The organism is Natronobacterium gregoryi SP2 (assembly GCF_000230715.2).
Classification (GTDB): domain Archaea; phylum Halobacteriota; class Halobacteria; order Halobacteriales; family Natrialbaceae; genus Natronobacterium; species Natronobacterium gregoryi.
Genome location: NC_019792.1, coordinates 824,185 through 846,676, shown reverse-complemented (window position 1 = coordinate 846,676; position 22,492 = coordinate 824,185). Strand labels below are relative to the sequence as shown.

21 protein-coding genes are annotated in these 22,492 nt (G+C 64.6%); 11 read left to right on the top strand and 10 right to left on the bottom strand.

The annotated features are described in order from the left end of the window. Positions 1-254: 254 nt before the first annotated feature. The 3 genes from NATGR_RS04100 to NATGR_RS04090 all read left to right on the top strand — a co-directional run bounded on the left by NATGR_RS04100 (position 255) and on the right by NATGR_RS04090 (position 2,576). Positions 255-1,634, top strand: a complete 1,380-nt coding sequence (locus NATGR_RS04100) for an adenylosuccinate synthase (protein WP_005581296.1) — start codon at positions 255-257, stop codon at positions 1,632-1,634. A gap of 141 nt (positions 1,635-1,775) precedes the next feature. Next, positions 1,776-1,970 (top strand): methytransferase partner Trm112, encoded by a 195-nt coding sequence (locus NATGR_RS04095; RefSeq protein WP_005581297.1) that lies wholly within the window; start codon positions 1,776-1,778, stop codon positions 1,968-1,970. Between the two features lie 12 nt (positions 1,971-1,982). After that, positions 1,983-2,576 carry a DUF7524 family protein gene (locus NATGR_RS04090; protein WP_005581298.1) on the top strand — a complete coding sequence of 198 codons (594 nt, stop codon included), beginning with the start codon at positions 1,983-1,985 and terminating at the stop codon, positions 2,574-2,576. A gap of 7 nt (positions 2,577-2,583) precedes the next feature. Here NATGR_RS04090 and NATGR_RS04085 read toward each other — a convergent pair whose 3' ends face one another. Then, positions 2,584-2,934: a BsuPI-related putative proteinase inhibitor gene (locus NATGR_RS04085; protein ID WP_005581299.1), complete on the bottom strand. Its 351-nt coding sequence runs from the start codon at positions 2,932-2,934 to the stop codon at positions 2,584-2,586. A 1,112-nt stretch (positions 2,935-4,046) separates the two neighbouring features. Here NATGR_RS04085 and NATGR_RS04075 point away from each other — a divergent pair. Then, positions 4,047-4,910 (top strand): DUF2797 domain-containing protein, encoded by an 864-nt coding sequence (locus NATGR_RS04075; RefSeq protein WP_005581303.1) that lies wholly within the window; start codon positions 4,047-4,049, stop codon positions 4,908-4,910. Here the strand turns inward: NATGR_RS04075 and NATGR_RS04070 are convergent, their stop codons facing one another. From NATGR_RS04070 to NATGR_RS04055, 4 genes are read right to left on the bottom strand one after another with little or no spacing between them, the layout of a single operon-like run. Beyond that, positions 4,911-5,168, bottom strand: a complete 258-nt coding sequence (locus NATGR_RS04070) for a KEOPS complex subunit Pcc1 (protein ID WP_005581304.1) — start codon at positions 5,166-5,168, stop codon at positions 4,911-4,913. It abuts the gene before it with no gap. A 1-nt stretch (position 5,169) separates the two neighbouring features. Next, positions 5,170-5,304 (bottom strand): DNA-directed RNA polymerase subunit P, encoded by a 135-nt coding sequence (locus tag NATGR_RS04065; protein WP_005581305.1) that lies wholly within the window; start codon positions 5,302-5,304, stop codon positions 5,170-5,172. A 21-nt stretch (positions 5,305-5,325) separates the two neighbouring features. Next, positions 5,326-5,589, bottom strand: coding sequence for an eL43 family ribosomal protein (locus NATGR_RS04060; RefSeq protein ID WP_005581306.1), 264 nt, complete (start codon positions 5,587-5,589; stop codon positions 5,326-5,328). 52 nt (positions 5,590-5,641) lie between these two features. Next, positions 5,642-5,842, bottom strand: a complete 201-nt coding sequence (locus NATGR_RS04055; protein ID WP_005581308.1) for a hypothetical protein — start codon at positions 5,840-5,842, stop codon at positions 5,642-5,644. 238 nt (positions 5,843-6,080) lie between these two features. Between NATGR_RS04055 and NATGR_RS04050 the strand changes: the two genes are divergently transcribed. After that, complete coding sequence (locus NATGR_RS04050) at positions 6,081-9,779, top strand: COG1361 family protein (protein ID WP_015233313.1); 3,699 nt, start codon at positions 6,081-6,083, stop codon at positions 9,777-9,779. A gap of 62 nt (positions 9,780-9,841) precedes the next feature. Here the strand turns inward: NATGR_RS04050 and NATGR_RS04045 are convergent, their stop codons facing one another. Then, entirely contained in the window at positions 9,842-10,570 is a 729-nt protein-coding gene (locus NATGR_RS04045; protein WP_005581312.1) for a DUF2103 domain-containing protein, read from the bottom strand. A 50-nt stretch (positions 10,571-10,620) separates the two neighbouring features. Further along, positions 10,621-11,469, bottom strand: coding sequence for a 5'/3'-nucleotidase SurE (gene surE, locus NATGR_RS04040; protein WP_005581314.1), 849 nt, complete (start codon positions 11,467-11,469; stop codon positions 10,621-10,623). A gap of 95 nt (positions 11,470-11,564) precedes the next feature. Here surE and NATGR_RS04035 point away from each other — a divergent pair, with 95 nt between their 5' ends. Next, a complete protein-coding gene (locus NATGR_RS04035; protein ID WP_005581315.1) occupies positions 11,565-11,957 on the top strand; it encodes an FxLYD domain-containing protein in 393 nt (130 codons plus the stop codon). A gap of 100 nt (positions 11,958-12,057) precedes the next feature. Further along, positions 12,058-13,569, top strand: a complete 1,512-nt coding sequence (locus NATGR_RS04030; RefSeq protein ID WP_005581316.1) for a flippase — start codon at positions 12,058-12,060, stop codon at positions 13,567-13,569. On the opposite strand, the gene NATGR_RS04025 is transcribed toward NATGR_RS04030, so the two are convergent. Further along, positions 13,555-15,078: an MATE family efflux transporter gene (locus NATGR_RS04025; protein WP_005581317.1), complete on the bottom strand. Its 1,524-nt coding sequence runs from the start codon at positions 15,076-15,078 to the stop codon at positions 13,555-13,557. The genes NATGR_RS04030 and NATGR_RS04025 overlap by 15 nt on opposite strands. Before the next feature lie 345 nt (positions 15,079-15,423). Between NATGR_RS04025 and NATGR_RS04015 the strand changes: the two genes are divergently transcribed. Both NATGR_RS04015 and NATGR_RS04010 read left to right on the top strand, forming a co-directional pair. Beyond that, a complete protein-coding gene (locus NATGR_RS04015) occupies positions 15,424-16,806 on the top strand; it encodes a serine hydrolase (protein WP_005581319.1) in 1,383 nt (460 codons plus the stop codon). Positions 16,807-16,948: 142 nt separating this feature from the next. Continuing rightward, complete coding sequence (locus NATGR_RS04010; RefSeq protein ID WP_005581320.1) at positions 16,949-19,432, top strand: DNA topoisomerase I; 2,484 nt, start codon at positions 16,949-16,951, stop codon at positions 19,430-19,432. A gap of 154 nt (positions 19,433-19,586) precedes the next feature. On the opposite strand, the gene NATGR_RS04005 is transcribed toward NATGR_RS04010, so the two are convergent. Together NATGR_RS04005 and NATGR_RS04000 are read right to left on the bottom strand one after the other, a co-directional pair. After that, on the bottom strand, positions 19,587-20,171 hold the full coding sequence (locus tag NATGR_RS04005; protein WP_005581321.1) for a TlpA family protein disulfide reductase: 585 nt from the start codon (positions 20,169-20,171) through the stop codon (positions 19,587-19,589). Positions 20,172-20,413: 242 nt separating this feature from the next. Further along, entirely contained in the window at positions 20,414-20,992 is a 579-nt protein-coding gene (locus NATGR_RS04000) for a TlpA family protein disulfide reductase (RefSeq protein ID WP_005581322.1), read from the bottom strand. A gap of 147 nt (positions 20,993-21,139) precedes the next feature. Here NATGR_RS04000 and NATGR_RS03995 point away from each other — a divergent pair, with 147 nt between their 5' ends. Beyond that, positions 21,140-21,760 (top strand): class I SAM-dependent methyltransferase, encoded by a 621-nt coding sequence (locus NATGR_RS03995; protein WP_005581324.1) that lies wholly within the window; start codon positions 21,140-21,142, stop codon positions 21,758-21,760. 23 nt (positions 21,761-21,783) lie between these two features. Beyond that, positions 21,784-22,491, top strand: coding sequence for a LysE family translocator (locus NATGR_RS03990; protein WP_005581326.1), 708 nt, complete (start codon positions 21,784-21,786; stop codon positions 22,489-22,491). The last annotated feature ends 1 nt before the right edge of the window (position 22,492 follow it).

Here is a 22,492-nt window from a genome sequence, read left to right as displayed (position 1 = left end):
ACCGGAACGTCGACTGCCAACGTAGGAAATAGCTCTTGAGAGTAGTTAACGCTTCGGGTTGTGGGACGGTGATAGACGACGGTCGTCCGGGCGAAAACAGTGCGTTTCCGGCCGGACGACCGGCAGGACGGCGCTGGCCTGGCACTGTCGAGCGCGACCGATTCCGGATACCGACCGCCGATCGGTCGGCGGCGACGATGGCGACCGCCAATACCGAAATCTGTTTATCGGCCCGGGAAGAACCCGTCGCTGTTATGACCGTCACAATCGTCGGGTCGCAACTCGGCGACGAAGGCAAAGGCGGCGTCGTCGACCTCTATGGCGACGCTGCTGACGTCGTCGTCCGCTATCAGGGCGGCGACAACGCCGGACACACTGTCGTTTACGATGGTACGGAGTACAAGCTTTCTCTCGTTCCCTCGGGGGCCGTCCGAGGAAAGATCGGCGTCCTCGGGAACGGTTGCGTCGTCAATCCGAGAACACTGTTCGACGAGATCAACACCCTCCGGGAGAAGGGGCTCGATCCCGACGTCCGAATCGCGGAGCGAGCACACGTCATCCTTCCGTTCCACCGCGTTCTCGACGGTATCGAGGAAGACGTCAAGAGCGAATCCGACCAAGAGGTCGGCACCACCGGCCGCGGCATCGGACCGACCTACGAAGACAAGGCGGGTCGACGCGGCGTCCGCGTCGGCGACCTTCTGGAACCGGACGTGCTCCGAGAGCGTCTCGAGTACGTCGTCCCCCAGAAACGCGCGCTCGTCGAGGACGTCTACGACGTCGACATCGAAGCGCTCGAGGACCCCGATGCGTTCGACATCGACGCACTCTTCGAGGAGTTCCGGGAGTTTGGTGAGCGTCTCGCGACAGAGGACATGGCTGTCAACGCTGGCGCGTTCCTCGCCGAGGCGATGGACGACGGCAAGACCGTCATGCTCGAGGGTGCACAGGGGACGATCATCGACATCGACTACGGGAACTACCCCTACGTCACGTCCTCGAACCCGACCGCAGGCGGTGCCGCGACTGGCTCGGGGATCAGCCCGACGGTGGTCGGCAACGGCGAAGTTATCGGTATCATCAAGGCCTACCTCACTCGCGTCGGGAGCGGTCCGCTGCCGACCGAACTCGGTGGTGTCGTCGGCGATACGCCCGGATACGACGAGGACGCCGACGGGCCTGACGAGGAACTTGCAACGTACATCCGCGACGAAGGTGGCGAGTACGGCACCGTCACTGGTCGTCCGCGCCGGGTCGGCTGGCTCGACATGCCAATGCTTCGCCACTCGGCCAGAACGAACGGCTTTACCGGGCTGGCGATCAACCACGTCGACGTCCTGGCTGGACTCGACGAAGTGAAGGTCGGCCACACCTACGAACTCGACGGCGAGAAACTGTACACGATGCCCGCGACGACCGAACAGTGGGCTCGCTGTGAGGCGACGTTCGAGACCTTCGACGGCTGGCCCGAGGTCGACTGGGAGAAAGTCGCCGAAGACGGATACGACGCGATCCCCGAGAACGCTCGGACCTACCTCGAGTACGTAAGCGACGAACTCGACGTTCCGATCTACGCGGTCGGCGTCGGTCCCGGCCGCGAGGAGACCGTCGTTCTCGAGGACCCGTACGAATAGGTCGACAGGGAGACAACGAGAGTGCCCGCGGGCCTGACCTCGAGGCGATTTCCGGACGCCGATTCCGCCGTCTCCAGGGGGTTCCAGAGGCGGGGCGAATATTCCCGAAGCCTTTTGCTGGATGCGGTCAGCGTACCTACTATGAAGGAGTCGTTGCTGGAGATCCTCCGCTGTCCGCTGGACAAACACGAACTCGAACTCGAGGACGCCGAGTACGACGGTGACGAAGTCGTCGACGGCGTGCTCGTCTGTTCGGAGTGTGGCGAACGGTACCCAATCGAAGACGGCATCCCGAACCTGCTACCACCGGACATGCGAGACGAAACGCCTGCGTAAGTTCGATCTACCGTGCTGTCGAACGAGGTTACCGTCCACGTCAACCGCGGGGAAAGCGACACCCTCGAACTCGAGTCCGCCGACGGCGATCGGCTCGACCTCGAGGTCAGTCGCTCCTTTAGGCTGACGCTTCGGGGACACGAGACGCCGGCACACGTCCACTGCCGGCTCGACGGTGGCCTCAGTCACATCGCATCGATCGATCACCCCAACTACTACGTCGGACCTGGTGATGTCACGTCGGTTCCGGTCGAAATCGACGCCGACGGCGTCGATGCACTCGTCGAGGGGCAACTCGAAGTGCTGACGGGCTACGGGTCAGAATCGGTGACGGTCGAGGTCATCGTCACGCCCGGGTCGGCCAGGATCGACGTCGACGAGTCCCTCGCGGAGCCGTCACGCGACGAGCCCGAGCCCCCGGTTCTCGAGCGAGTGTCGTCCGCGGCCCAAGTCGATCCCGGCACGCTCGCCGTCGGTGCGCTCGGCCTGTTCGCGATCGCTATCGCGACGATGACTGCGATGACGATCGCCAGCCCGGCCGCGCTGGTCGGGCTCGGGGCAGTTATCGTCGGCGTCGCCGTTGCTGGGTTGCTTCTCGTTCGGTAGTGACGAGTCACTCCGGGACGGTGACCGACATCCGGGCCTCACACGTCATTTCTCGCGCCCGTAGCTCCGCGGCGACGGTGAACTCCCCGGGCTGGGGATCGGACCACTCGGCCTCGTAGGTCGCCGATTCGTCGGGTGCGAGCCGTTCGGAACTGACCACCTGAGCGAACATCCGGCCGTCCGAGAAGCGCCACACCTCCCGACCTTCGTCCTCGACGACGAACTCCGCTTTCGCCGCGTCCGGGAACTGCAGTTCCGCCGCGCTCGAGTCGGTGTTCGTGACCGTAAACTCGAACGTCACGCTGTCGTCTATTCCGTCCGTCGATACGGTCGCGTCGAGCGTCCCCTCGAGTGCCATACCGGCCTTTCGACGGTCTCCCGGATAGCTTTTTTCCGGAGCCCCTGGCTAGATACTCGAGGCGTGTTCGGTCGCCATCCCATCAGAACCTTGCCGTCGAGCGAAAACTGTGCGTTTCCAATACTCGAGTGCTCTCACGATCGAGTGAATCTGTAGGTTCAGCGAAGGTAAATACCCTAATACTATCAAATGTTCTGTTGTTGTGTGGGCGATAGTAAGAAATGGATCACCGCCTCCGTATATCTCACTAGGCGGGCCACGCCTGAACTGATGGGTCGAATCTGGCGGTGTGGCTCGATTCGACCCGTCAGTCGACGGTTGGGACGGTACTAGTGCTTTGGCAAGCCTGAACGGATGAGTGAAACCGAATGCGGTCGTCTGGGTTCACTCAGCAGTCGACGCTCGGCGGAGTACTAGCTTGTTTCTATCTTCTTCCAAGGAGAGAATCCCGCCGTTTACGACGGGCGTGAATCCGACACCGCCGACACAGACCACGTTCAGCAGCTATACGGATATTTAAGTCGAATCGTCTCGTAGTATGACGTACACCGAGGCGGCATGACCGCCCACCTAATCGGACAATATCGGGACTCCGAGGCCCAGAACGTTCGAAACACTCTCGAACCGCTGTGGTGTCTCGGTCAAGATAACTCCGAGTCCCCTGCCGGGATAGGAGTAACGGCGGTGTGGCCCCGTCCTCAGAAATCATTGATTTCTGATGGACTGCACGAGAACGCCGTTCTCGTGAACGCCATCGGCCCGTCATACCGACGAGTCGCAAACCAGCAAATATCCCAACCCAGCGGTACGGTGCCGTGGGAAGCCTCGCCGTTCACGGCGAGGAAGAGGTCACTGAGTATCGTTCTTTTCGTATCACATCCGGTCGTTGGGCTACTTTTCGTGGTGGCATTTGGGATTTACGTCGGAAGGCGGGTAGATAGAGCTGAACAGTTCGAAGAGCGTGTTCAATCTCTGGAAGCCCAATTGGCGGCCGGAATTCGTAACTGACTGCACAAACTGATCTAACGCTACTCACGTCGTCTCGCCGGGAGCATGTGATAGAACGCCTCGTGTTCTTGTGAAACACGGACTCGTCGCACAGCGAACGCTATATGGAAACTGCGCCCGAACCCGAACGCGTGCAACTTGTCGGCTACGAACCGAGCGGTCGGGGCTCGGCGCTGTTGCTCGGCGACGGCGGGTCCGTCGAGCGACGCGACCTCGAGCCCGGCGACGTCCTCTCCTACTCGCTAGGGGAACGACGCTGTGCGGGAGCGATCGGCGACGGCGAGCACGTCGCCTGCGATCGATCCGGGACGCCTTACTGCGAGTTCCACACGAGTACGTGGGTCTGCGCTCGCTGTACGGGCACCTGCCTGAAGCCCGAGATGGACTGTCACGAACCCCACGCAGTCTACGTCGCTGCCTTCGCTCCCGATACGTTCAAGATCGGCGTCACCCGCGAGTGGCGACTCGAGACCCGACTCCGCGAGCAGGGAGCCGACCGCGCTGTCCGCCTCTACACCGTCTCGGACGGCCGGATCGCCCGCGAGATCGAGGCCGAAATTGCCCGCCGACTCACGGACAGGGTCCGAACCGGGCCGAAAGTCGCCGCGCTCGCGAGCGACGTCGACGAGACGGCCTGGGAGGAGACGCTCGCGGACCTCGAGGGGTTCGTCGCCGACGCCGACCTCGAGTTCGAGTTCGAGTTCGAGTTCGAGTTCGATCCCGCCGCCGAGGACCTCGAGTGCGGCGTCCGCGACCGATACGCGTTCGACTACGGGATCGACCTCGAGACCCGGCCCGTTCGGGAGACGGTTGCGAGCGGGACGGTCGTCGGCGTCAAGGGCCGATTGCTCGTCCTCGAGAACGGCGGAACGACCTACGCCGTCGACATGCGTGACCTGGTGGGATACGAACTCGACGACGGGACGACGGATCGAAATCTACAGTCGTCGCTCGGTTCATTCGGGTGATCAGGGCGTGGCGTCTGCGAGGTCTGCCGTCTGTTCGGCGACGTCGACCAGCGAGAACCAGGTGTTGAGCGCTGCGCGTAACGCGACGGTGTCGTTGGCGTCGATCTCGAGTCGGACGGTCGATTCCGTTCGGCCGATCGTGGTTTGGGATCGATCGTCGTCTATCTCGCCGATTTCGCGGGCGACGCTGTCTGCGACGAGACGCGCTCGAGCGGTCGAGTCGTACTCGAACTCGACGGTCGCGTCGTGAGAGGACACGTTACCGGACGTCGACTTCCTTGACGTCGCGACTGCGTTCTTTCAGGAGGACGCGGTGTCCACAGTACGGACAGCGGACGCCACCGTACTCGTCGAGCTGGACGTCGCGTTTGCAGCGAGAGCACTTGTAGCTCATGCGTATATCAGGGGGAAGAGGTTATTCGTCGTCTTCGGTCAGTGCGGCGCGGATCGAGCGCTTTACAGTACGGCCGGCGGGGGTCTCGGGGCGGTAGGCACCACCGGTAAAGACTTCGCCGGTCTCTTCGTTCTTCCAGATGCCGGTGCCGACGCGGGTGACGTCGTCACCGTCGACCTGGGCGTTTCGCATGTCGTCTTCGATCTCGCTGACGCGACGTCGAGCGACGCGGCCGTAGCGTGCGCCGAAGCGGCCCGCGCTACCGACGGTTCCTTTTTCGGACATAGTAGGGATAGCTATCCCCAGCGGATTATTAAACCTGTTGAGTCGCGCCGCTCTATGAGGCCCGCTTCGCGACCGGGCCGACGAGCAACTCCCTGAAAACGAGCCCGAGCGCGGCGAGGTAGCCCGCGGGGGCGAGCGGTGCGGCGAGCAACCCCGTCGCGACGCCGGTCGTCGCGATCAGCGAGCGCAGGGCGAGACCACTCACGGCGAGTACGGGGATCGCAGCCAGGACGGCGTCCGGTCGCTCGAGCATGGCTAATTAGATGTAATTACTGTCTGCCGGAAAAGGGGCCGACAACCAGCAGAGCGTGTCTCTTCCACGAGGCCGTGACAGCCATCGACGGTGACTGGTCCGGAGTTCGTAGACGTCGACTCCCCTCGTCCTGTCGACCTCTTGCAGTCGTTCGTTATCGAAAACGTCTGGTGGTAACAAACGACATTCGTGTCAATTCGGGATACGATATTAAGATGCCCTCGCCGGTACGTTCGCTATGCGGCGCAGACACTATCTCGCCGCTGGGGGAACGCTAGTGGCGGGGCTTTCGGGAAGCGTGGAAGCGATCGAGCACGAACTTTCGAGACGGGTACGCGGCGTTCTCGGGGAGCAGGAGGAAAGCGAAATCACGGTTCGGATTCTCGAGACGAACGCACCAGTCAGAGGGGGATCGTTGCTCGATGTGCCGATCGAGGTCGAAAACGAGGGCAACGAGCCAGTGAGAGTGGCGGTTCACGTCGAGTACGACGGTGAAAACCGGTGGACGGTCGAAACGCCGGTTGCGGCCGGCGAAGTCGAGACGCTCGAGTACGTCAGCGTTCGAACGGCTCCGATGGAGACGGACGGGGAGGCGACCGTTCGCGTCGAAGCCGACGGGAGTATCGACGAGCAGACCGTGGCGGTGCTCGCCGTCCCGGAACTAGACTCCGACCGGACCAGCCCCGATCGAGCGCTCTCGATCCAGCCTGACACGTCGTTGCTCTTCGAGGTCGCGGGCGTCGGGGAGCACGGCGGTCGAACGCAGTGGTTCGTCGATGGCGAGCACGCGGGCCAGTCGATGGGTCCCTGGTACAGCGCCTACTACGACCACCGGGGTGCCGACTTCTGGCTGACGACACTCGAGGAGACGGGTACTCGAGAGGTCGCTGCGGTCGTGGGCCGGGACGACCGCAGTCGGGCGACGTGGACGGTCGACGTGACGGAAGGCGGTGTCGCGGCACCGACGATCGAGGCTGCTCGGCCGGCCGACGAATCACTCGGGGTGGTCGAGGGCGAGCCGATCGAACTGGAACTGGATGTCGCCCATCCGGGCGGCACACTGGACCGGGTCGTCTGGTGGCTCGGTCACGCGGATGTCGTCCTCGAGGTTACGTCGGTGAGCGGGGCCGAAGAGACGGTGACGCTCGAGTTAGAGCGGTACTGCCACGGTTGTCCGATCGTCGTGTGGGTGGTCGGCGAGAACGGGACCGTCACTGTGGAGAGCCCGTGGGTGCTCGACGAGGTCGGCGACGCTCCCGACGCGGAGCCACAGGTGGCGCTCACGGGGACGAACGACCCCGTCGACGCCGGCGGGGTTCTCGAGGTGACGGCCGAACTCGAGAACCTGACCGACGACGAGGTGCTCCGAGAGGTGGAGCTGATCGTCGGGCACGATCCGGAACTGGTCGACAGCCGGTCGGTAACGGTCGGCCCCGACGCCGCCGAGACGGTCGCCCTCGAGTTCGAGACGGCTGAGGTGGGGCGCACCCAGACGTTCCCCGTCCGCGTCGAAACCGAGGAGAGCGTGGACGAGCGGACGGTGATGGTGATCGGCACTGAAGATGTCGGCCCGGACGTGACGATCATCGAGACGAACTCGCCAGTCAGGACCGGCGAGTTCCTCGAGGTGGCTGCCGAAGTGGAGAACCGTCGCGACTCGGCGTTCTCGCGGGAGGTACAGCTCGTGGTCGGTCACGACCCCGACGTGGTAGACACGCGGGCACTGAAACTCGAGTCGGGCGAGAGCGAGACGGTGACGGTGGGCTACGAGACGGCGGTCGTCGAGCGCGATCAGGAGTTCCCTGTCCGGGTCGAAACCGAGGGCGACGCTGACGAGGTTCCGGTCTTCGTCTACGTCGACGAACCGCCGATGCTGGTGTCGATCGTTGAGACGAACGCTCCCGTCGCCACGGGCGATGTCCTCGAGGTGACGGCCGAACTCGAGAACACGGGCGACGCCGAGGTGAGTCAGGACGTCGACCTCGTCGTCGGTCACGATCCTCAGCGCGTCGACTCGGACTCCGTTACCGTCGGTGCCGGCGAGAGCGAGACGGTCGCCTTCGAGTTCGAGACGGCGGTCGTCCGGCACACGCAGACGTTCCCTGCGCGAGTCGAGGGCGAGACCGACGCGGACGTTCGAGCTGTCGAGGTTATCGGCACCGAGGCCCTCGACGTCTCCGTGACGATCACGGAGACGAACGACCCCGTCGACGCCGGGGAGCTTCTCGAGGTGACGGCCGCCGTCGAGAACGAGGGCGAGAGTGCGATCGAGAGGGAGTTCGAACTCCTCGTCGGTCACGATCCGACGGTCGAGGACAGCGCCGTCGTTCGGCTCGACCCTGGCGAACGCGAGACGATCGAACTCGGCTTCGAGACGGCGGTCGTCGAGCGAGACCAAGAGTTCCCGGTGCGCGTCGAGAGCGCGACCGTCGCGGACGAGCGGACGGTGACGGTGCGTGGCACGGGAGACGAGGACGACGAGGAAGTCGAGTTCGAGTTCGTCGACTGCACGACGGCCGAGGCCTCGGGCGTGTTCGGGGAGGGCGACGACCTGACCGTCGAGACGCTGTTCGTCGACTCCGCAGGCCCGGGCAACGCCCACTTCTCGGTCGCGTTCGGCGACGACCTCGAGGCATCGTTCTCGGGAACGGTTCGGTTCCAGGTCGCCGACGTGCTAGAGACCACAGTCGTCGCGGAAACGGACGACGAAATCGTCGTCGAGCTACCCGACGAGGGGTTCGGATCGACGATTCACCTGGTCGCCGTCAACTGGACCGGTCCGGACGAGAGCACCGAGAGCAACCCGGAAGACTGCGTCGACGAGCGCCGGCCCGAGCGACCGACGATTGCGCTCGAGGCGGTCACGCTCGAGGAAGACGATGGCGAGTACGGGACTCATGCTGTCACCTTCGACTACGAGAACCCAAACGACCTCCCGCTGTCCGGCGGCGAGTTCGTCTCGGGGATGACTCCCGACGAGCCGGCCGACCTCGAGCCCGGTACGGACTCGTTTACCGTCGAGTGGACGCCCGAATCGCCCGCCGAACGACTCGTCTGGGAGGTCGATCTCGGGGACTACCACTACGACGAGACGCGCCGGGCGGAGACGGAGCCGGCCGAGGCGTACGCACCCGCCGACCCCGAGTTCGCTGTCTCGATTCTCGAGGCGACCGATCCCGTCGCGGTCGGCGACGCCCTCGTGGTGACGGTCGCCGTCGAGAACGTGGGTGACGCCGCTGGAACCGGAGAGATCGAACTCGAGGTCGGCGGCCGGATCGCGGACGCGGCGACCGTCGACCTCGACGGCGGGGCCGACGACACGCTGACGCTGACGGCCCAACCTCGGCCAGACGAGGTCGGCGTCCTCGAGGTCGTCGTTCGCAGTGGGGACGACGAGGCGACGGCCGAGGTCACCGTCGAGGACGCCCCAGAGCCCGCGTTCTTCGAGGTGGTGGTCGTTCAGGCGACGGACGTCGTCGCGGTCGGCGACTCGATCGAGGTGACAGCCGAGATCGAAAACGTCGGCGACGACCCCGGAGAAGGGCTCGCCGAGTTGACTCTCGAGAGACGAGGAACCGTCGACGCGACGTGGCTGTCACTCGAGGGGAGTGACGCCGAGACCGTCGTCCTGTCGTCCCCTGCGACGCCGGCGGACGCCGGCGACCGAACCGTGACGGTGAGTACCGACGACGACAGCGACTCGGTGCAGGTGACGGTGGACGAACTAGACCTGCCGGAAGAGCCGGGAGAAGAGGACGACACGGTAGGAGAAGAGCCGGAACCGGACGACCCACCCGAGGAGACGCCTGACGAGCAACCGCCAGACCCGCCGGACGATCCCGGGGACGAAGTGGAGGACGACCCCGGAGACGAAGACGACGAGGGCGACGACGGAACCGGGGCCGAAACTGAAGACGAAACGACCGGTCGCCGGTAGCGCCCCCCCCCTCGACGCAGGTCGTTCGCCCACCGCGAAAAACTGTCGTTTCGAGCCCGGAACTACTGAAACTCTGCCTCCGAGAGCACTTCGTTTAAATCCTCACGGATTCGCTCGCCCATCTCGCGGTCTCGAGCGGTCGTTACGACGCGATTCTCTTGGACGCTCGAGCCGTTGCGAATGAGCATGCGGACGTTGCCGCCGTCGTCGGCGCGGGTCACTTTCGCCCGCAGGCCCGACTGGGAGCCCTTGCCGCCGGCGTCGATGGGGCCAGGAATGACTTTCTTGACGTGTGGGTGGCCGGCAACGGCCTGAATTGCCCGCATTCCGGTGCGGCCGCCGATTAGCGTCGAGTGACTGCCGCCGATCTTCTCGGCCGGTGGGGTTTCGACGACTTCCAGGGCGCGGTTGCCACGTCGGTTACGAACCGCGTGGACGGGTTCGTCGTCGTCGACGCGGTAGAACGGATAGTGGACGTCCTCGCGGACGGCACGGATCACGAGCCGTTCACCGCCGGCGTAGACCTCGTCCGGCCGCTTGCGCCGTATCTCGTCGCCGATCAGGCCCGCGAAGTTCCGCAGTTCGACCGGTTCGTTCTCACCGTCTTCCGGTGTCGTCGTAATCGTCGTCTGCCCGAGGACGGGTTCCCGCAGATCTTCGGGACCGAGCATCGACAATGTCGCCCGCTCGCGGCCCGCTTCGAGAACGACGGCCTCCGTGTTGGCCTCCCGGCAGACGAGACAGAAGTCGCCGGGTTTCTCGAGCGGCGACGCGCAGTGGCGACACTCCATACTCCCCGTTGCGCTCGAGCGTGTAAAATGAACGTGTTTTCCTCGCCCGGTCAGACAGCGACGATGTCTTCCAGCACGGCCTGGACGGGTTCGGTGTCGACGGCGTCGTGGGGAACGGCCAGCGGCGAAACCGAGAGTCCGTCCTCGAGCAGCACGTATCGATCCGTATCCGGTGGATCGGGAATGTCGCGGTTGGCCATCTGCTGCCAGAGACGGTTTGTCAGTTGGAACGTGCCGTCCTCCATTGTCGCATCCATTTCGTAGACCTCCGTCGGCCGGGTAATTTCGACGCTCTCGATCGGCCGGTCGGGTCGGGGCACGTTGATGTTGAGGTAGTCGATGCGATCGAAGAGGCCAGTCCCGGGGTATTCTTCGACGATCGAGGCGACGATCGCTGCGGCCCGCTCGAAGTCGACTGCCGAGAGTTCGCCGTCCTCGCTCTCGTAGCCGAGCGTGTCCATCGACACCGCAATCGACGGAACGTCGTGAAACGCTGCTTCCATGGCGGCACTAACCGTCCCCGACCGAGAGAGAGAGTACGCCCCCAGGTTCGCACCGGCGTTACAGCCCGAGACGAGAACGTCTGGCTCGAGGGCGTTGACGCCGACGATGGCACAGTCACAGGGCGTGCCGTCGATCGCGTAGCCGAGTTCGTGGTCCGCGTGAGGGACCGGGCTGGTGAACGCGCCTTCCGAAAAGTCCACCGTCAGTTCGTCTATTGTCGTATCGTCCGTACTCGTCCGCCCGTAGGAGAGTGCCCGGCCGACTGCACTTCGGTTGCGATTGGGGGCGACGACTGTGACCGAGCCGATCGCAGAGAGCGCTTCGAACAGCGCCCGGAGGCCCGGTGCGTCGATCCCGTCGTCGTTCGTCAACACGATCTCCGGCGATTCGTCCATGTGCTCCTATTTGTTGGCAGAGAAAATATGCGTGTCCGTCCGCCGTGTGCATTGGTCCCGAACGCTCAAGACTCGCCGACGCGAACACGCGATGGATGCACCGCCGCGCACTCCTCTCGCTCGTCCCCGTTACACTGGCGTCGGGGGCCGGCTGCTTCGAGTATCTCGGCGAGAACGAGGAGATCACCGACCCCGGCGACGTCGAAATCGTCTGGGACGACCTCGTTCGGGACGATCCCGGCACCGAAGACGAACGGATCGTCGTCTGGGGCATCGTCAGAAATGTCGGCGGCAGAACACTTACCTACGTCGAGATCCGAGCGACGTTTTTCGACGCAGCGGGCGACCAACTCGAGAGCGTCATCGAGAACGTCGATCAGGACGTAAGCTCCGGCGAAGAGTGGCCGTTCCAGGTCGAGTTCCCACACTTCGGGGAGCGCGCGGCGGAAGTCGAGGAGTACGAACTCGAGCCAGCGACAGGGGTCTGACGACGCCGGGAGCCGCCGTTCTGGGAGTGTGACCGGTGAGTGTAGACGGTGCCGGATCGACTAGTGCGCCACGAACGAGCGGGAGACCACACGAGGGCAGATGACCGACCACGACGACGACGGCGTCTCGACGCTGGCCAAGCAGGGCAGTATCACGTTCGTCGGGAACGTGATCAACGGGGTCCTGGGGTTTGCTATCGTCGTACTGATGACCCGGTTCGTCAGTCCATCGGTCTACGGGCTGTTCGTTCTCGCGACCTCGGTTATCCTCTTCATGCAGGTGTTTGCGAATCTTGGGCTCCCGCTCGCGATCGACTACTTCGTCCCACAGTACCTCGAGGCCGACGAGCGCGGGAAAGCGAAGGGTGTGATCCTCCAGGTAACCGCGACCGTCCTCGTAACCTCGTCGCTGGTGGCGTTCGCGCTCGCAGTGAGCGCGGCGACGGTCAGCGCGTTTTTTCAGGAGCCAGCGATGGAAATCGCGCTGCTCTTGCTGTCAGTCACGATCCCGATGTTGGCGATTTACAACGTGTTGCTCACCTCCTACTACAGCATCAAGAAACTCCAGTACCGGGTCATCATGCGCGACCTCGTCCGTCCGATCGTCCGGTTTACGGTCACGGCCGGCCTCTTGCTGGTGGGATACGGCCTGCTCGGGCTCATCGTCGGCTATGTCGTCGGGCTCGCGGTTGCGATCACGGTCGGTGCGATCGTCTTCACCTACAAGGCCTGGGACCTGCTGGCAACCGATGTCGAACTCGTCCCGGCGCGGCCGCTCGTTGCCTACTCCGTCCCGTTGGCGATGACCAGCGTCGTCTTCGTTCTGATGGGCCACGTCGACTACTTCGTTCTCGGCTACTTTCTCTCGTCCGACGATGTCGGCATCTACCGCGTCGGTTACATGCTCGGTTCCGGCCTGATGATCATCTTCAACTCGTTGTCGCCAGTGTTCAAGCCGCTCATCGCCGAGAAACGCGACGACATAGAGTTAGTCCAGTCACGGTTCCGGACGATGGTCCGCTGGATCGCCGGTATCACGCTCCCGATCGCGATCGTCCTCTCGCTTGGCGCGAGTTCGTACCTCGCGGTGCTGTACACGCCACAGTATGCCGAGGCCAGCGCCGTCGTGGTGCTGCTTGCCGGCGCGTTCCTCTTCAACGTCACCTTTGGCGGCCCCGACGGGTCCCTGCTCCAGGGACTTGGCTACTCGCGGATGGTCTTCGTCAACACGCTCGTCCTCTTCGGCGCGAACTTCGTGCTCTCGATGGCGCTCGTCCCGATCTTCGGGATCGAGGGGGCGGCAATCGGTTCCGCGACGGCACTCTTCCTCGTGGGCACGCTCACGCTCGTCGAGATTTACCACCTCGACGGCATCCACCCGTTCACCCGCGACTTCGCGAAGATCGTCGGCGCCGGCGTCCCAGCGACGATCGCCGGCGTTCCAGTCGTCTCCCTGATCGAGAGCGACGTCGCCATCGTGGTCGCACTCCCCGTCGTCATAATCGGCGTCTACCTGCTCGCGTTGCTCGTGACCGACGCGTTCACCGAGGAAGACGCCCGCATGCTCGGGGAGTTCAGCCCACGACTCGAGGAGTGGCTACCGGTCAGATGACCAGTCGTCGACTGGCTCCTGCTCGCCGTCGGCGCGGACGCCCGGCCGTTCCGTCGATTCCTCACCGGATGGTTCGTCGGCGTCCGCGCCCTCGTCGATCACCTGCTCGCGCCAGGTTCCCAGCCGGAACCACGCGACCGCGACGACGAAGGAGGCGACCATCCCGAAGGAAAACGCCCACCAGATCCCTTCGATTCCGAGGTCGATTGCCGAAACCGTCGGGATCGTCACCTCGAGAATCGGGATCGTCACGGCCGTAAAGGCGAGCACGAGTGCCACGGGGACGCGGAAGATCCACCGCGAGAGGAACGAAAGCACCATCGCCTCCCGGGTGTTGCCGGCACCGCGGAACGCACCCTGAACGACCATGACGCCGGCGAACAGTGCCCAGAACGGCCCGACGATTCGTAGGAAGACGACGCCTTCGGCGATCACGGCAGGATCGTCGACGAAGACGGTCATCGCCTGTGCGGGGAACGCAACGAGCAGGACGGCGACACCGAAGATTGCCGCCATCGTTCCGGCGGTCGCCGTTTTCGTCACCGCGGCGGCGCGGTCGGGCGTCTGCGCGCCGAGGTTTTGCCCGACGCCGGTCGCGGTCGCGTTGCCGACAGCGCCAGCGACCGACCACGTAACCGACATGTATCGGACGCCGATCCCGTACGCTGCGGTCGGCGCGGCACCGAAGCGCGCGACGAAACCGGCCATCGCAACCGACGCGAAACTTCGGGCCCAGCCGTCGATCGTCGAGGGGTAGCCGACATCGATCAACTGCCGCTGAATCTCGAGGTTCGGCATCAGGTCCTGTGGTCGGAGCCGCACGCCGAACCGGCCGTCGGGCAGGATGTAGACGCCCGCGACGGCGGCGATTGCTCTCGAGATGAACGTCGCGACGGCCGCGCCGCGGGTCCCCATCTCGGGGACCGGCCCCCAGCCGAGGATGAAGAAAGGATCGATGACGACGTTGATCCCCGCCGAGATGAACACGAGCCACATCGCCGTCTTGGTGTCGCCTGCACCCTGCAACGAGGCACGGAAGGCAAAAAAGAGAAACGTGAGCGGCAACGCGAGAAAGATGACCTCGATGTAGGCCAGTGCCGCGACGAACACCTGGTCGCGTGCACCGATTAGCCACAGTAGCGGTTCACGGAAGTAGAGGCCGACGGCTGCAAGCACCGACGAAATCGCAACCGCTAGCAATATCGTCTGGGCGACGACCTTGTCGGCCATCCGATCGTTGTCGGCACCGACGTACTGGGAGACTAGCGCGATCGTCGCCGCGGTGAGTCCCATCGCGGTCGAGACGAACATCCACGAGAGCGGAAACATCAGCGAGACTGCGGCGACGGCGTCGCTACTCACCCGGCCGACCCAGAACATGTCCGCGAGGTTGTAAAACGTCTGGAGGAGGTTCCCGAGGACGAGCGGCCAGGCCAACTGGAGGAGTTTCGGGGGAATCGCCCCCGTCGTCATATCGACGCGTTTGCGTTCAGTCTCCGTCTCTCCCACGTGTGCTACACGTTGGTCGGTCGCCCGGACGGGTAAAAAGGGCTCGGCTCCCGTCGTCCGGTTGCCGCCTTCGGGAAAACGAACGGAACACCAGTCGTCGTCGCGGTGACCGGCACTGGTCGGAGACAGTCGCCCGACTCCGATCGTCTCGAGACGACGGCCGCGAATTCGTGACCGGCTTCGTATCGACTTCTGTTCGGCAGTATCACTGATACGGTTTGCTGTCAGTCAGTTCCGGCGGGCCCGCGAGTCCGCCTGCAGTTGCGCCGGGACAGCGGGAAAGCAGTCCGGACGACTGCTATCGGCAGATCAACATTGATGTATGGGGAGTGAGAGCGATTCACTATGACAGACACGCTCGAGTCGACGACGATCGATCGGATCGACTCCCTACTTCGAGAACGGATGTACGAAGACGATCTCCCGGGGCTGAGTCTCGCCGTTACCGACGGTGACGATGTCGTCTACGCCCGTGGCTACGGTTCGCGGGACCTCGCGTCGAACGCGCCCGCGACGCCCGAAACCGTCTACGGGATCGGCTCTGTCTCGAAATCGTTCGCCGCGCTCGCGACCGCACGGCTGGTCGACTCCGGCGATCTCTCCTACGACGACCGCGTCACCGACTACCTCGAGGTCGACATCCCCGACGACGTGTCGATCCATCACCTGCTCAGTCACACCGCCGGCTACCCCTCGCTGGCCGTCAGCGAGGCGCTGATCGCCCGCCAGCTCGAGGTCGGCGAGTCGGGTGTACCCCTGGGATCGCTCGCGGACGTCTACGCCCACGTCGAGGGCGCACGCGAGGAGATCGCCGGGGAGCCGGGCGACCGCTGGATGTACTGTAACACCGGCTACACGCTGGTCGGTGAAGTGATCGCGGCGGTCACGGGCCGGTCGTATACGGAGTATGTCACCGACGACATCCTCGAGCCACTGGGGATGGATCGTTCGACCTACGACGGCGATGTCTTCGAGTCGTTCGAGGACCGGATGACGCCGTACTTCCCGGAGGAGGAAGACGACGGCGGCGACGCCGACCTCGAGCCCGCTGCGCTCCCGATCCGCGAGCAAAGCGCCGCCGCCGGCGGCCTGCTCGCACCCGTGACGGACCTCGCGAACTACCTTCGGCTCCACATAAACGAGGGCGTCGCCGTCGACGGAGACGAACGGCAACTGGTCGGCGAGGACGCGCTCGAGGCCTGTTACGGTGCATACGCAGAGACACCGTCGGGGCCGTACGGCTACGGCTGGCGTACCCGCGAGGTCGCAGGTCGAGAACTGATCGGCCACGGCGGATCGATCGTCGTCTCGACGGCCTATGCCGGGTTCGCTCCCGAGGACGGGGTCGGCGTCGCGCTACTGGCGAACGCCTCGCCGGGGTACGGTCTCGCGGAACTCGGCAAGGGCGTCTTCGCGGCACTCGTCGGCGAAGACCCGCGAGAGGTCTCGTTTTTCGCTCGCAAGCGCCGACTCGAGGAACTGGCAGGCGAGTACGAGACCTACCGTGGCATCACGGAAGCCAAGGTGCAGGTCGAAGGCGGGACACTTCGACTGCGCGTCGGCGGCCCCATCGAGGAGGGGTCCTGGACGCCGCTCGTGCCGGTCGACCTCGAGGCTGGCGAGTTCTACGCGCCGACGATGGCCGGGAACCGCCAGCCCGTTCGGTTCGAACGCGACGGGGACGACCTGAGTCTGTACGTCGATCGCTGGCGGCTCCACCAGCAGTAAGCCATACACGCGCGCAGCGCACGCACACCCGCGCTGTCGGCCGGTTTTCTGCGAAAGGGTTATCAGATTCTCCATCGTAGCGATCGATCATGAGCGTCATTCGTCTGCCGGAGTCGGCGGCTCGCGACGGGGGTGATCCGTCGTGGAACTGATAATCACCGAGAAAGACAACGCGGCCCGGCGGATCGCCGACATCCTTTCTGGGGGGACGTACGACTCGAGTCGGGAGAACGGCGTCAACGTCTACGAGTGGGGTGGAAAACGTTGCGTGGGGCTGTCGGGCCACGTCGTCGGCGTCGACTTCCCACCGGAGTACTCAGACTGGCGGGACGTCGAACCCGTCGAGTTGATCGACGCCGACGTCGAGAAGACCGCGACGAAGGAGAACATCGTTGCGACGCTGCGGATTCTCGCCCGCAAGGCGAACACGGTGACGATCGCGACCGACTACGACCGCGAGGGCGAACTCATCGGCAAGGAGGCCTACGAGATCGTCCGGGAGGTCAACGAAGCGGTCCCGATCCGTCGTGTCCGGTTCTCCTCGATCACCGAAAACGAGGTGGAAAACGCCTTCGACGAACCCGAAGACCTCGACTTCGACCTCGCGGCCGCTGGCGAGGCTCGCCAGATCATCGACCTCGTCTGGGGTGCCGCACTCACCCGCTTTCTCTCGCTGTCGGCCGGCCAACTCGGCGATGACTTCATCTCCGTCGGTCGAGTCCAGTCGCCGACGCTGAAGTTGATCGTCGACCGCGAACGCGAAATTCAGGCGTTCGATCCCGAGGACTACTGGGAACTTTTCGCGGCCCTCGAGAAAGACGAGACGACCTTCGAGGCCCAGTACTTCTACCGCGACGAGGACGACAACGAGGCCGAACGCGTCTGGGAGGAAGTGACCGCCGAAGAGGTCTACGACACCCTCTCGAGTCGTGACGCGGCCACTGTGGTCGACGTCAACCGCCGAACCCGGACCGATGCGCCGCCGGCCCCGTTCAGCACGACCCAGTTCATCCGTGCGGCCGGCGCGCTCGGCTACTCCGCACAGCGGGCGATGTCGATCGCCGAGGACCTCTACACTGCGGGTTACATCACCTATCCGCGGACGGACAACACCGTCTACCCCGACGACCTCGACCCGGAGGAACTGCTCGACGAGTTCGTCGGTCACTCGACGCTCGGCGAGTCCGCAGAGGCGTTGCTCGAGGGCGACGACATCGAACCAACTCGCGGCGACGAGGAGACGACCGACCACCCGCCCATCCACCCGACGGGAGAGATTCCGGCCCGCGGCGGCGACGTGAACGACGACGAGTGGGAAATCTACGAACTCGTCGTCCGACGCTTCTACGCGACGGTCGCCGAGGCCGCGGTCTGGGAACACCTCAAGGTCGTCGCCGAGGTCGACGACTACCGACTCAAAGCGAACGGCAAACGCCTCGTCGAACCCGGCTACCACGACGTCTACCCGTACTTCAGCACCGCCGAGAACTACGTCCCCGATGTCGACGAAGGCGAGGAACTCTGCCTGACCGAGGTCGAACTCGAGGCAAAAGAGACCCAGCCGCCCCGCAGGTACGGCCAGTCGCGGCTCATCGAGACCATGGAGGATCAGGGGCTTGGAACCAAGTCCACGAGACACAACACGCTCGAGAAACTGTACGACCGGGGCTACATCGAGAGCGACCCGCCGCGACCGACGAAACTCGCGATGGCGGTCGTCGACGCCGCCGAGAGCTACGCCGACCGCGTCGTCAGCGAGGCGATGACCGCACAACTCGAGGACGACATGGACGCCATCGCCTCCGGCGAGGCGACCCTCGAGGACGTCACTGACGAGTCCCGCGAGATGCTGGAGGAAATCTTCACGAACCTCGCGGATTCACGCGAGGAGATCGGCGACCACCTGCGGAAGTCGCTCAAAGACGACAAGCGGCTGGGGCCGTGTCCCGAGTGTGGCGAGGACCTGCTGGTCCGCAGCAGTCGTCACGGCTCCTATTTCGTCGGCTGTGACGGCTACCCCGACTGCGAGTTTACGCTGCCGTTGCCCTCGACGGGCAAGCCGCTGATTCTCGATCAGGAGTGTGAGGACCACGACCTGAACGAGGTCAAGATGCTCGCCGGCCGACAGACGTTCGTCCACGGCTGTCCGCTCTGCAAGTCCGAGGACGCGGGCGAAGGCCCCGTCCTCGGGACGTGTCCCGACTGCGGAGACGAACACGACGGCGAGTTAGCGGTCAAGACCCTCCCGAGCGGTTCGCGGCTCGTCGGCTGTACACGCTATCCCGACTGCGAGTACTCGCTGCCGCTGCCACGGCGCGGCGATATCGAGGTCACCGACGACCACTGCGAGGAACACGGCCTCCCCGAACTCGTCGTCCACAGTGGCGACGAGCCCTGGGAACTTGGCTGTCCGATCTGTAACTACCAGGAGTTCCAGGCTCGAGAGAGCGAGAGTGGCTCCGATCTCGAGGCGCTCGATGGGATCGGTGCGAAGACAGTCGAGAAACTCGCCGCTGCAGGAATCGAGGACATCGACGATCTGACCGACGCCGATCCGGACGCCGTCGCCGAAGACGTCGACGGTGTTTCCGCAGACCGGATACGGAACTGGCAGGCAGAGGCCTGACCGTCTGGCGGCAGTCCCGCTTTCGTCGCCATCGGGCGGCTCGATCTCGCGGTCGGCCGATGTAGCCGCCGTCGCGAGATAGCCACCGATCGACCGGTCGGCCGCCGCGAGTGCGACAGCAAGTGCTACTGCTCGGTCAGAGAGTTGCGATCAGTTACCCGCTCTCTTCGTCGTTCACTTCGGTCTCCTCGAGCACCCGTTCGACGTTGCGAGCGTACCGGTGGCTCTCCAAGACTCTATCCGTCTGCCACCGTTTTTCGCCGTTCGCATCGATCACGAGGAGATCGGTCCCCATGACGCCATACTGCGTCCTGAACCGCCTTCCCGGGTCGAAGCCGACAGGCCAGTTTCCGTCGTGTTCGCGCCACCACTCCCGGAGTTCGGACTCGTCCGTCGGCGGAAAGATCGAGACGAACGTCACGGCGTCGCCGTCGTCGTCCTCGAGTCGTTCGTAGGCGTCTGAAAGCGGTGGCATCATCCGCTGGCACTGGGTGCACGTGACCGAGAACGACGTCACGACCGTGATGCCGTCCGTCGGCACGGTCAGAGTGCCGCCCTCGCTGCCGCGGGCGTCGATCGTCTCGATCTCGAGTGGCCCATCGTCGACGGACTCGTCGACCTCCGGTTTGGCCGCGGAGTCCACCCCGTCTGCCGCAGGCAGCCCACGCCACAGGGCGGTGGCCGCGCCACCGAGTACGCCCAGGCTCACGACGCCGGCGACGAGTTCTCGACGATTCATAGATGCATCTTACGTTCTGACGGGCCACTGCCAGTCGGTGACGATGCAACGACAGGACTGGTCGCAGCTGCACGGAGCCACCGGTACAGCAGACCGTGACAGCCGCAGTCGCACCCGAGTCCAGCGGGCGTATTCGTTCACGGTCGGAACTAGTCGAGCCCGAAGAAAAGATGCCCGGGTTCGATCGTCGAAAACGATCTGCTGGAGCCGGCACTTTCCTGTGGCTCGCAGTCGGCGACCGATCACTCGTCGCCGTCCGGCCCGCCAGTTTCCTCGAGAACCCGGTCGACGTTTCGCACGATCCGATCGGACTCGAGAACGCCCTCGTCCGTCCAGCGAACGGTCCCGTCGGCGTCGATCGCGAGGAGCACGGGGTGGGAGATAACCGCGTACGCGTCAGAGAGCGCCCGATCGTCGTCGTGTGCGAGCGTCCAGTGGCCGTCGTGTTCCGCCCACCAGTCACGAAGTTGTTCGGGTGACTGCTGGGTAGTGACCGAGACGCGGGTCAGCCCGTCCTCGGCGGCGAGTCGGTCCGTGGCTTCGACGAGGTGTGGCATCAGCGACCGACAGCGGTGACAGGCGGGGGAGAAGAACGTGACGAACGTGACGCCGTCGTTCGGGATTGCCAGGGTGCCGGCCTCGCTTCCCGGCGCGTCGATCGTCTGGACTTCGATCGGGCCGTCGTCCGCTTCGTTGTCGTCTGTTCCGTCCGATTCAGCGGACTCCTCGCCCTGGAACGGCATGCCCCTCCGCAACGCGACGAGTCCGCCGCCGAGCGCGCCCAGGCTCGCGACGCCGGCGACGAGTTCGCGGCGGTTCACCGGCCCGTCACCTCGAGTCCCGGAATCACCGATGGACGTTCGGTGCCGACAGGAAAATAATCAGGGGTCAAACGACCCGTCTGTGACCGTCTCCGAGAGAAATCCCAGCCACCAATCTACAAGACGCGGCAGTTCGTTCTCGAAACCGTGACCGACGACCGCACCTGTTGGAACGAGAAGTACAGCGACCCCGACTTCGACCTTCCCGACTATCCGATCCCCGAACTCGAGCGACGAGTCGAGACGTTACCGGACGGTCGTGCGCTCGACGTCGCGACCGGGACCGGCCGGAATGCCGTCTTTCTCGCCGAGCACGGCTACGACGTGGACGCGATCGACGTCTCCGACGAAGCCCTCGAGCGTGCCCGGCGACGGGCCGACGAACACGGGGTCGAGGTCGACTGGGTCCGCGCCGACCTCGCGGAGTTCGACTTCGACGAAGAGTACGACGTCATCACGATGAGTTTCTTCGCCGCTCTCGAGCATCTGCCGGTGCTCAAGGAGGCGCTCGCACCGGGTGGGGTCCTCGTCTACGAACATCACCTCCGCTCGAGCGACGAAATCGACGTCGGTCCTTCGGAAGACCGCTACCGATACCGGGCGAACGATCTGCTCCACGCGTGTCTGGATCTGACAGTCCTCTCTTACGATGAGCGGCGACGCGAGGTCATCGGTGGAACGGCCGCGGTCGTGACGCTCGTGGCGCGCAACTCGCAGGGAGGCACGCAGCCGTATCCGAACAAAGCCGAATTCGACGAACCGTCGTAACGTCGACGCGAGTCACTACTCTTTTGCCCGCTGGCAGCCGACTCGAGACCGACGTGACGCTACTCGCTACGACACTCGCAGGCGTCGTCTTCGGGCTGGCGCTGGCTGCACCGCCAGGTCCGATGAACGCAATTATCGCCGAGGAGAGTGTCGTCCGTGGCTGGTCCGCGGGCTTTTGGGCCGGTCTCGGGGCGATGCTCGCCGACGTCCTCTTTTTCGTGCTGGCGCTGCTCGGCGTCGTCGCGGTGATCGATCACTATCCCGCGGTTCGGCCCGCGCTCTATCTCGCCGGCGGGCTCCTCATGCTGTACTTCGCGGTCGGTGCGATCGGGGAAACAAGAGCCGCCACCTCCTTCACCGACAGCGGCGAAGTCGGGTCGAAAGGGTTCCGGAAGACGTTCGCGCTCTCGCTTACCAACCCCTACCAGATCGGCTTCTGGCTCACCGTCGGCGTCGGACTACTCGAGTCGGGTACCCTCGACGTGTTCGCACACGTCCCCGGCGTCGGCGACCTGCTCGCGGGGAGTCTACTGGTCGAGACCGGATCGCCGGCGCTGTTGCTCGGCTTCTTCGGTGGGATCGCGGTCTGGGTCGTCGGCTATCCCGCGGCGCTGTCTTCGGCAGGTCGACGCGTCGACGCCCTCGCGCCGGTTATCGCCGCGCTCAGTGCTGCGGTGCTGGCCGGATTCGGTGTCCTCTTTCTCGCGATGGGGACGATGGGACTGTTCTAGA

What these genes read in the sequence shown, in the direction of transcription:
- NATGR_RS04100 (WP_005581296.1), top strand. Translation starts at nt 255, where the DNA reads ATGACCGTCACAATCGTCGGGTCGCAACTCGGCGACGAAGGCAAAGGC.
- NATGR_RS04095 (WP_005581297.1), top strand. Translation starts at nt 1,776, where the DNA reads ATGAAGGAGTCGTTGCTGGAGATCCTCCGCTGTCCGCTGGACAAACAC.
- NATGR_RS04085 (WP_005581299.1), bottom strand. Translation starts at nt 2,934, where the DNA reads ATGGCACTCGAGGGGACGCTCGACGCGACCGTATCGACGGACGGAATA.
- NATGR_RS04075 (WP_005581303.1), top strand. Translation starts at nt 4,047, where the DNA reads ATGGAAACTGCGCCCGAACCCGAACGCGTGCAACTTGTCGGCTACGAA.
- NATGR_RS04065 (WP_005581305.1), bottom strand. Translation starts at nt 5,304, where the DNA reads ATGAGCTACAAGTGCTCTCGCTGCAAACGCGACGTCCAGCTCGACGAG.
- NATGR_RS04060 (WP_005581306.1), bottom strand. Translation starts at nt 5,589, where the DNA reads ATGTCCGAAAAAGGAACCGTCGGTAGCGCGGGCCGCTTCGGCGCACGC.
- NATGR_RS04055 (WP_005581308.1), bottom strand. Translation starts at nt 5,842, where the DNA reads ATGCTCGAGCGACCGGACGCCGTCCTGGCTGCGATCCCCGTACTCGCC.
- NATGR_RS04050 (WP_015233313.1), top strand. Translation starts at nt 6,081, where the DNA reads ATGCGGCGCAGACACTATCTCGCCGCTGGGGGAACGCTAGTGGCGGGG.
- NATGR_RS04045 (WP_005581312.1), bottom strand. Translation starts at nt 10,570, where the DNA reads ATGGAGTGTCGCCACTGCGCGTCGCCGCTCGAGAAACCCGGCGACTTC.
- surE (WP_005581314.1), bottom strand. Translation starts at nt 11,469, where the DNA reads ATGGACGAATCGCCGGAGATCGTGTTGACGAACGACGACGGGATCGAC.
- NATGR_RS04035 (WP_005581315.1), top strand. Translation starts at nt 11,565, where the DNA reads ATGCACCGCCGCGCACTCCTCTCGCTCGTCCCCGTTACACTGGCGTCG.
- NATGR_RS04030 (WP_005581316.1), top strand. Translation starts at nt 12,058, where the DNA reads ATGACCGACCACGACGACGACGGCGTCTCGACGCTGGCCAAGCAGGGC.
- NATGR_RS04015 (WP_005581319.1), top strand. Translation starts at nt 15,424, where the DNA reads ATGACAGACACGCTCGAGTCGACGACGATCGATCGGATCGACTCCCTA.
- NATGR_RS04005 (WP_005581321.1), bottom strand. Translation starts at nt 20,171, where the DNA reads ATGAATCGTCGAGAACTCGTCGCCGGCGTCGTGAGCCTGGGCGTACTC.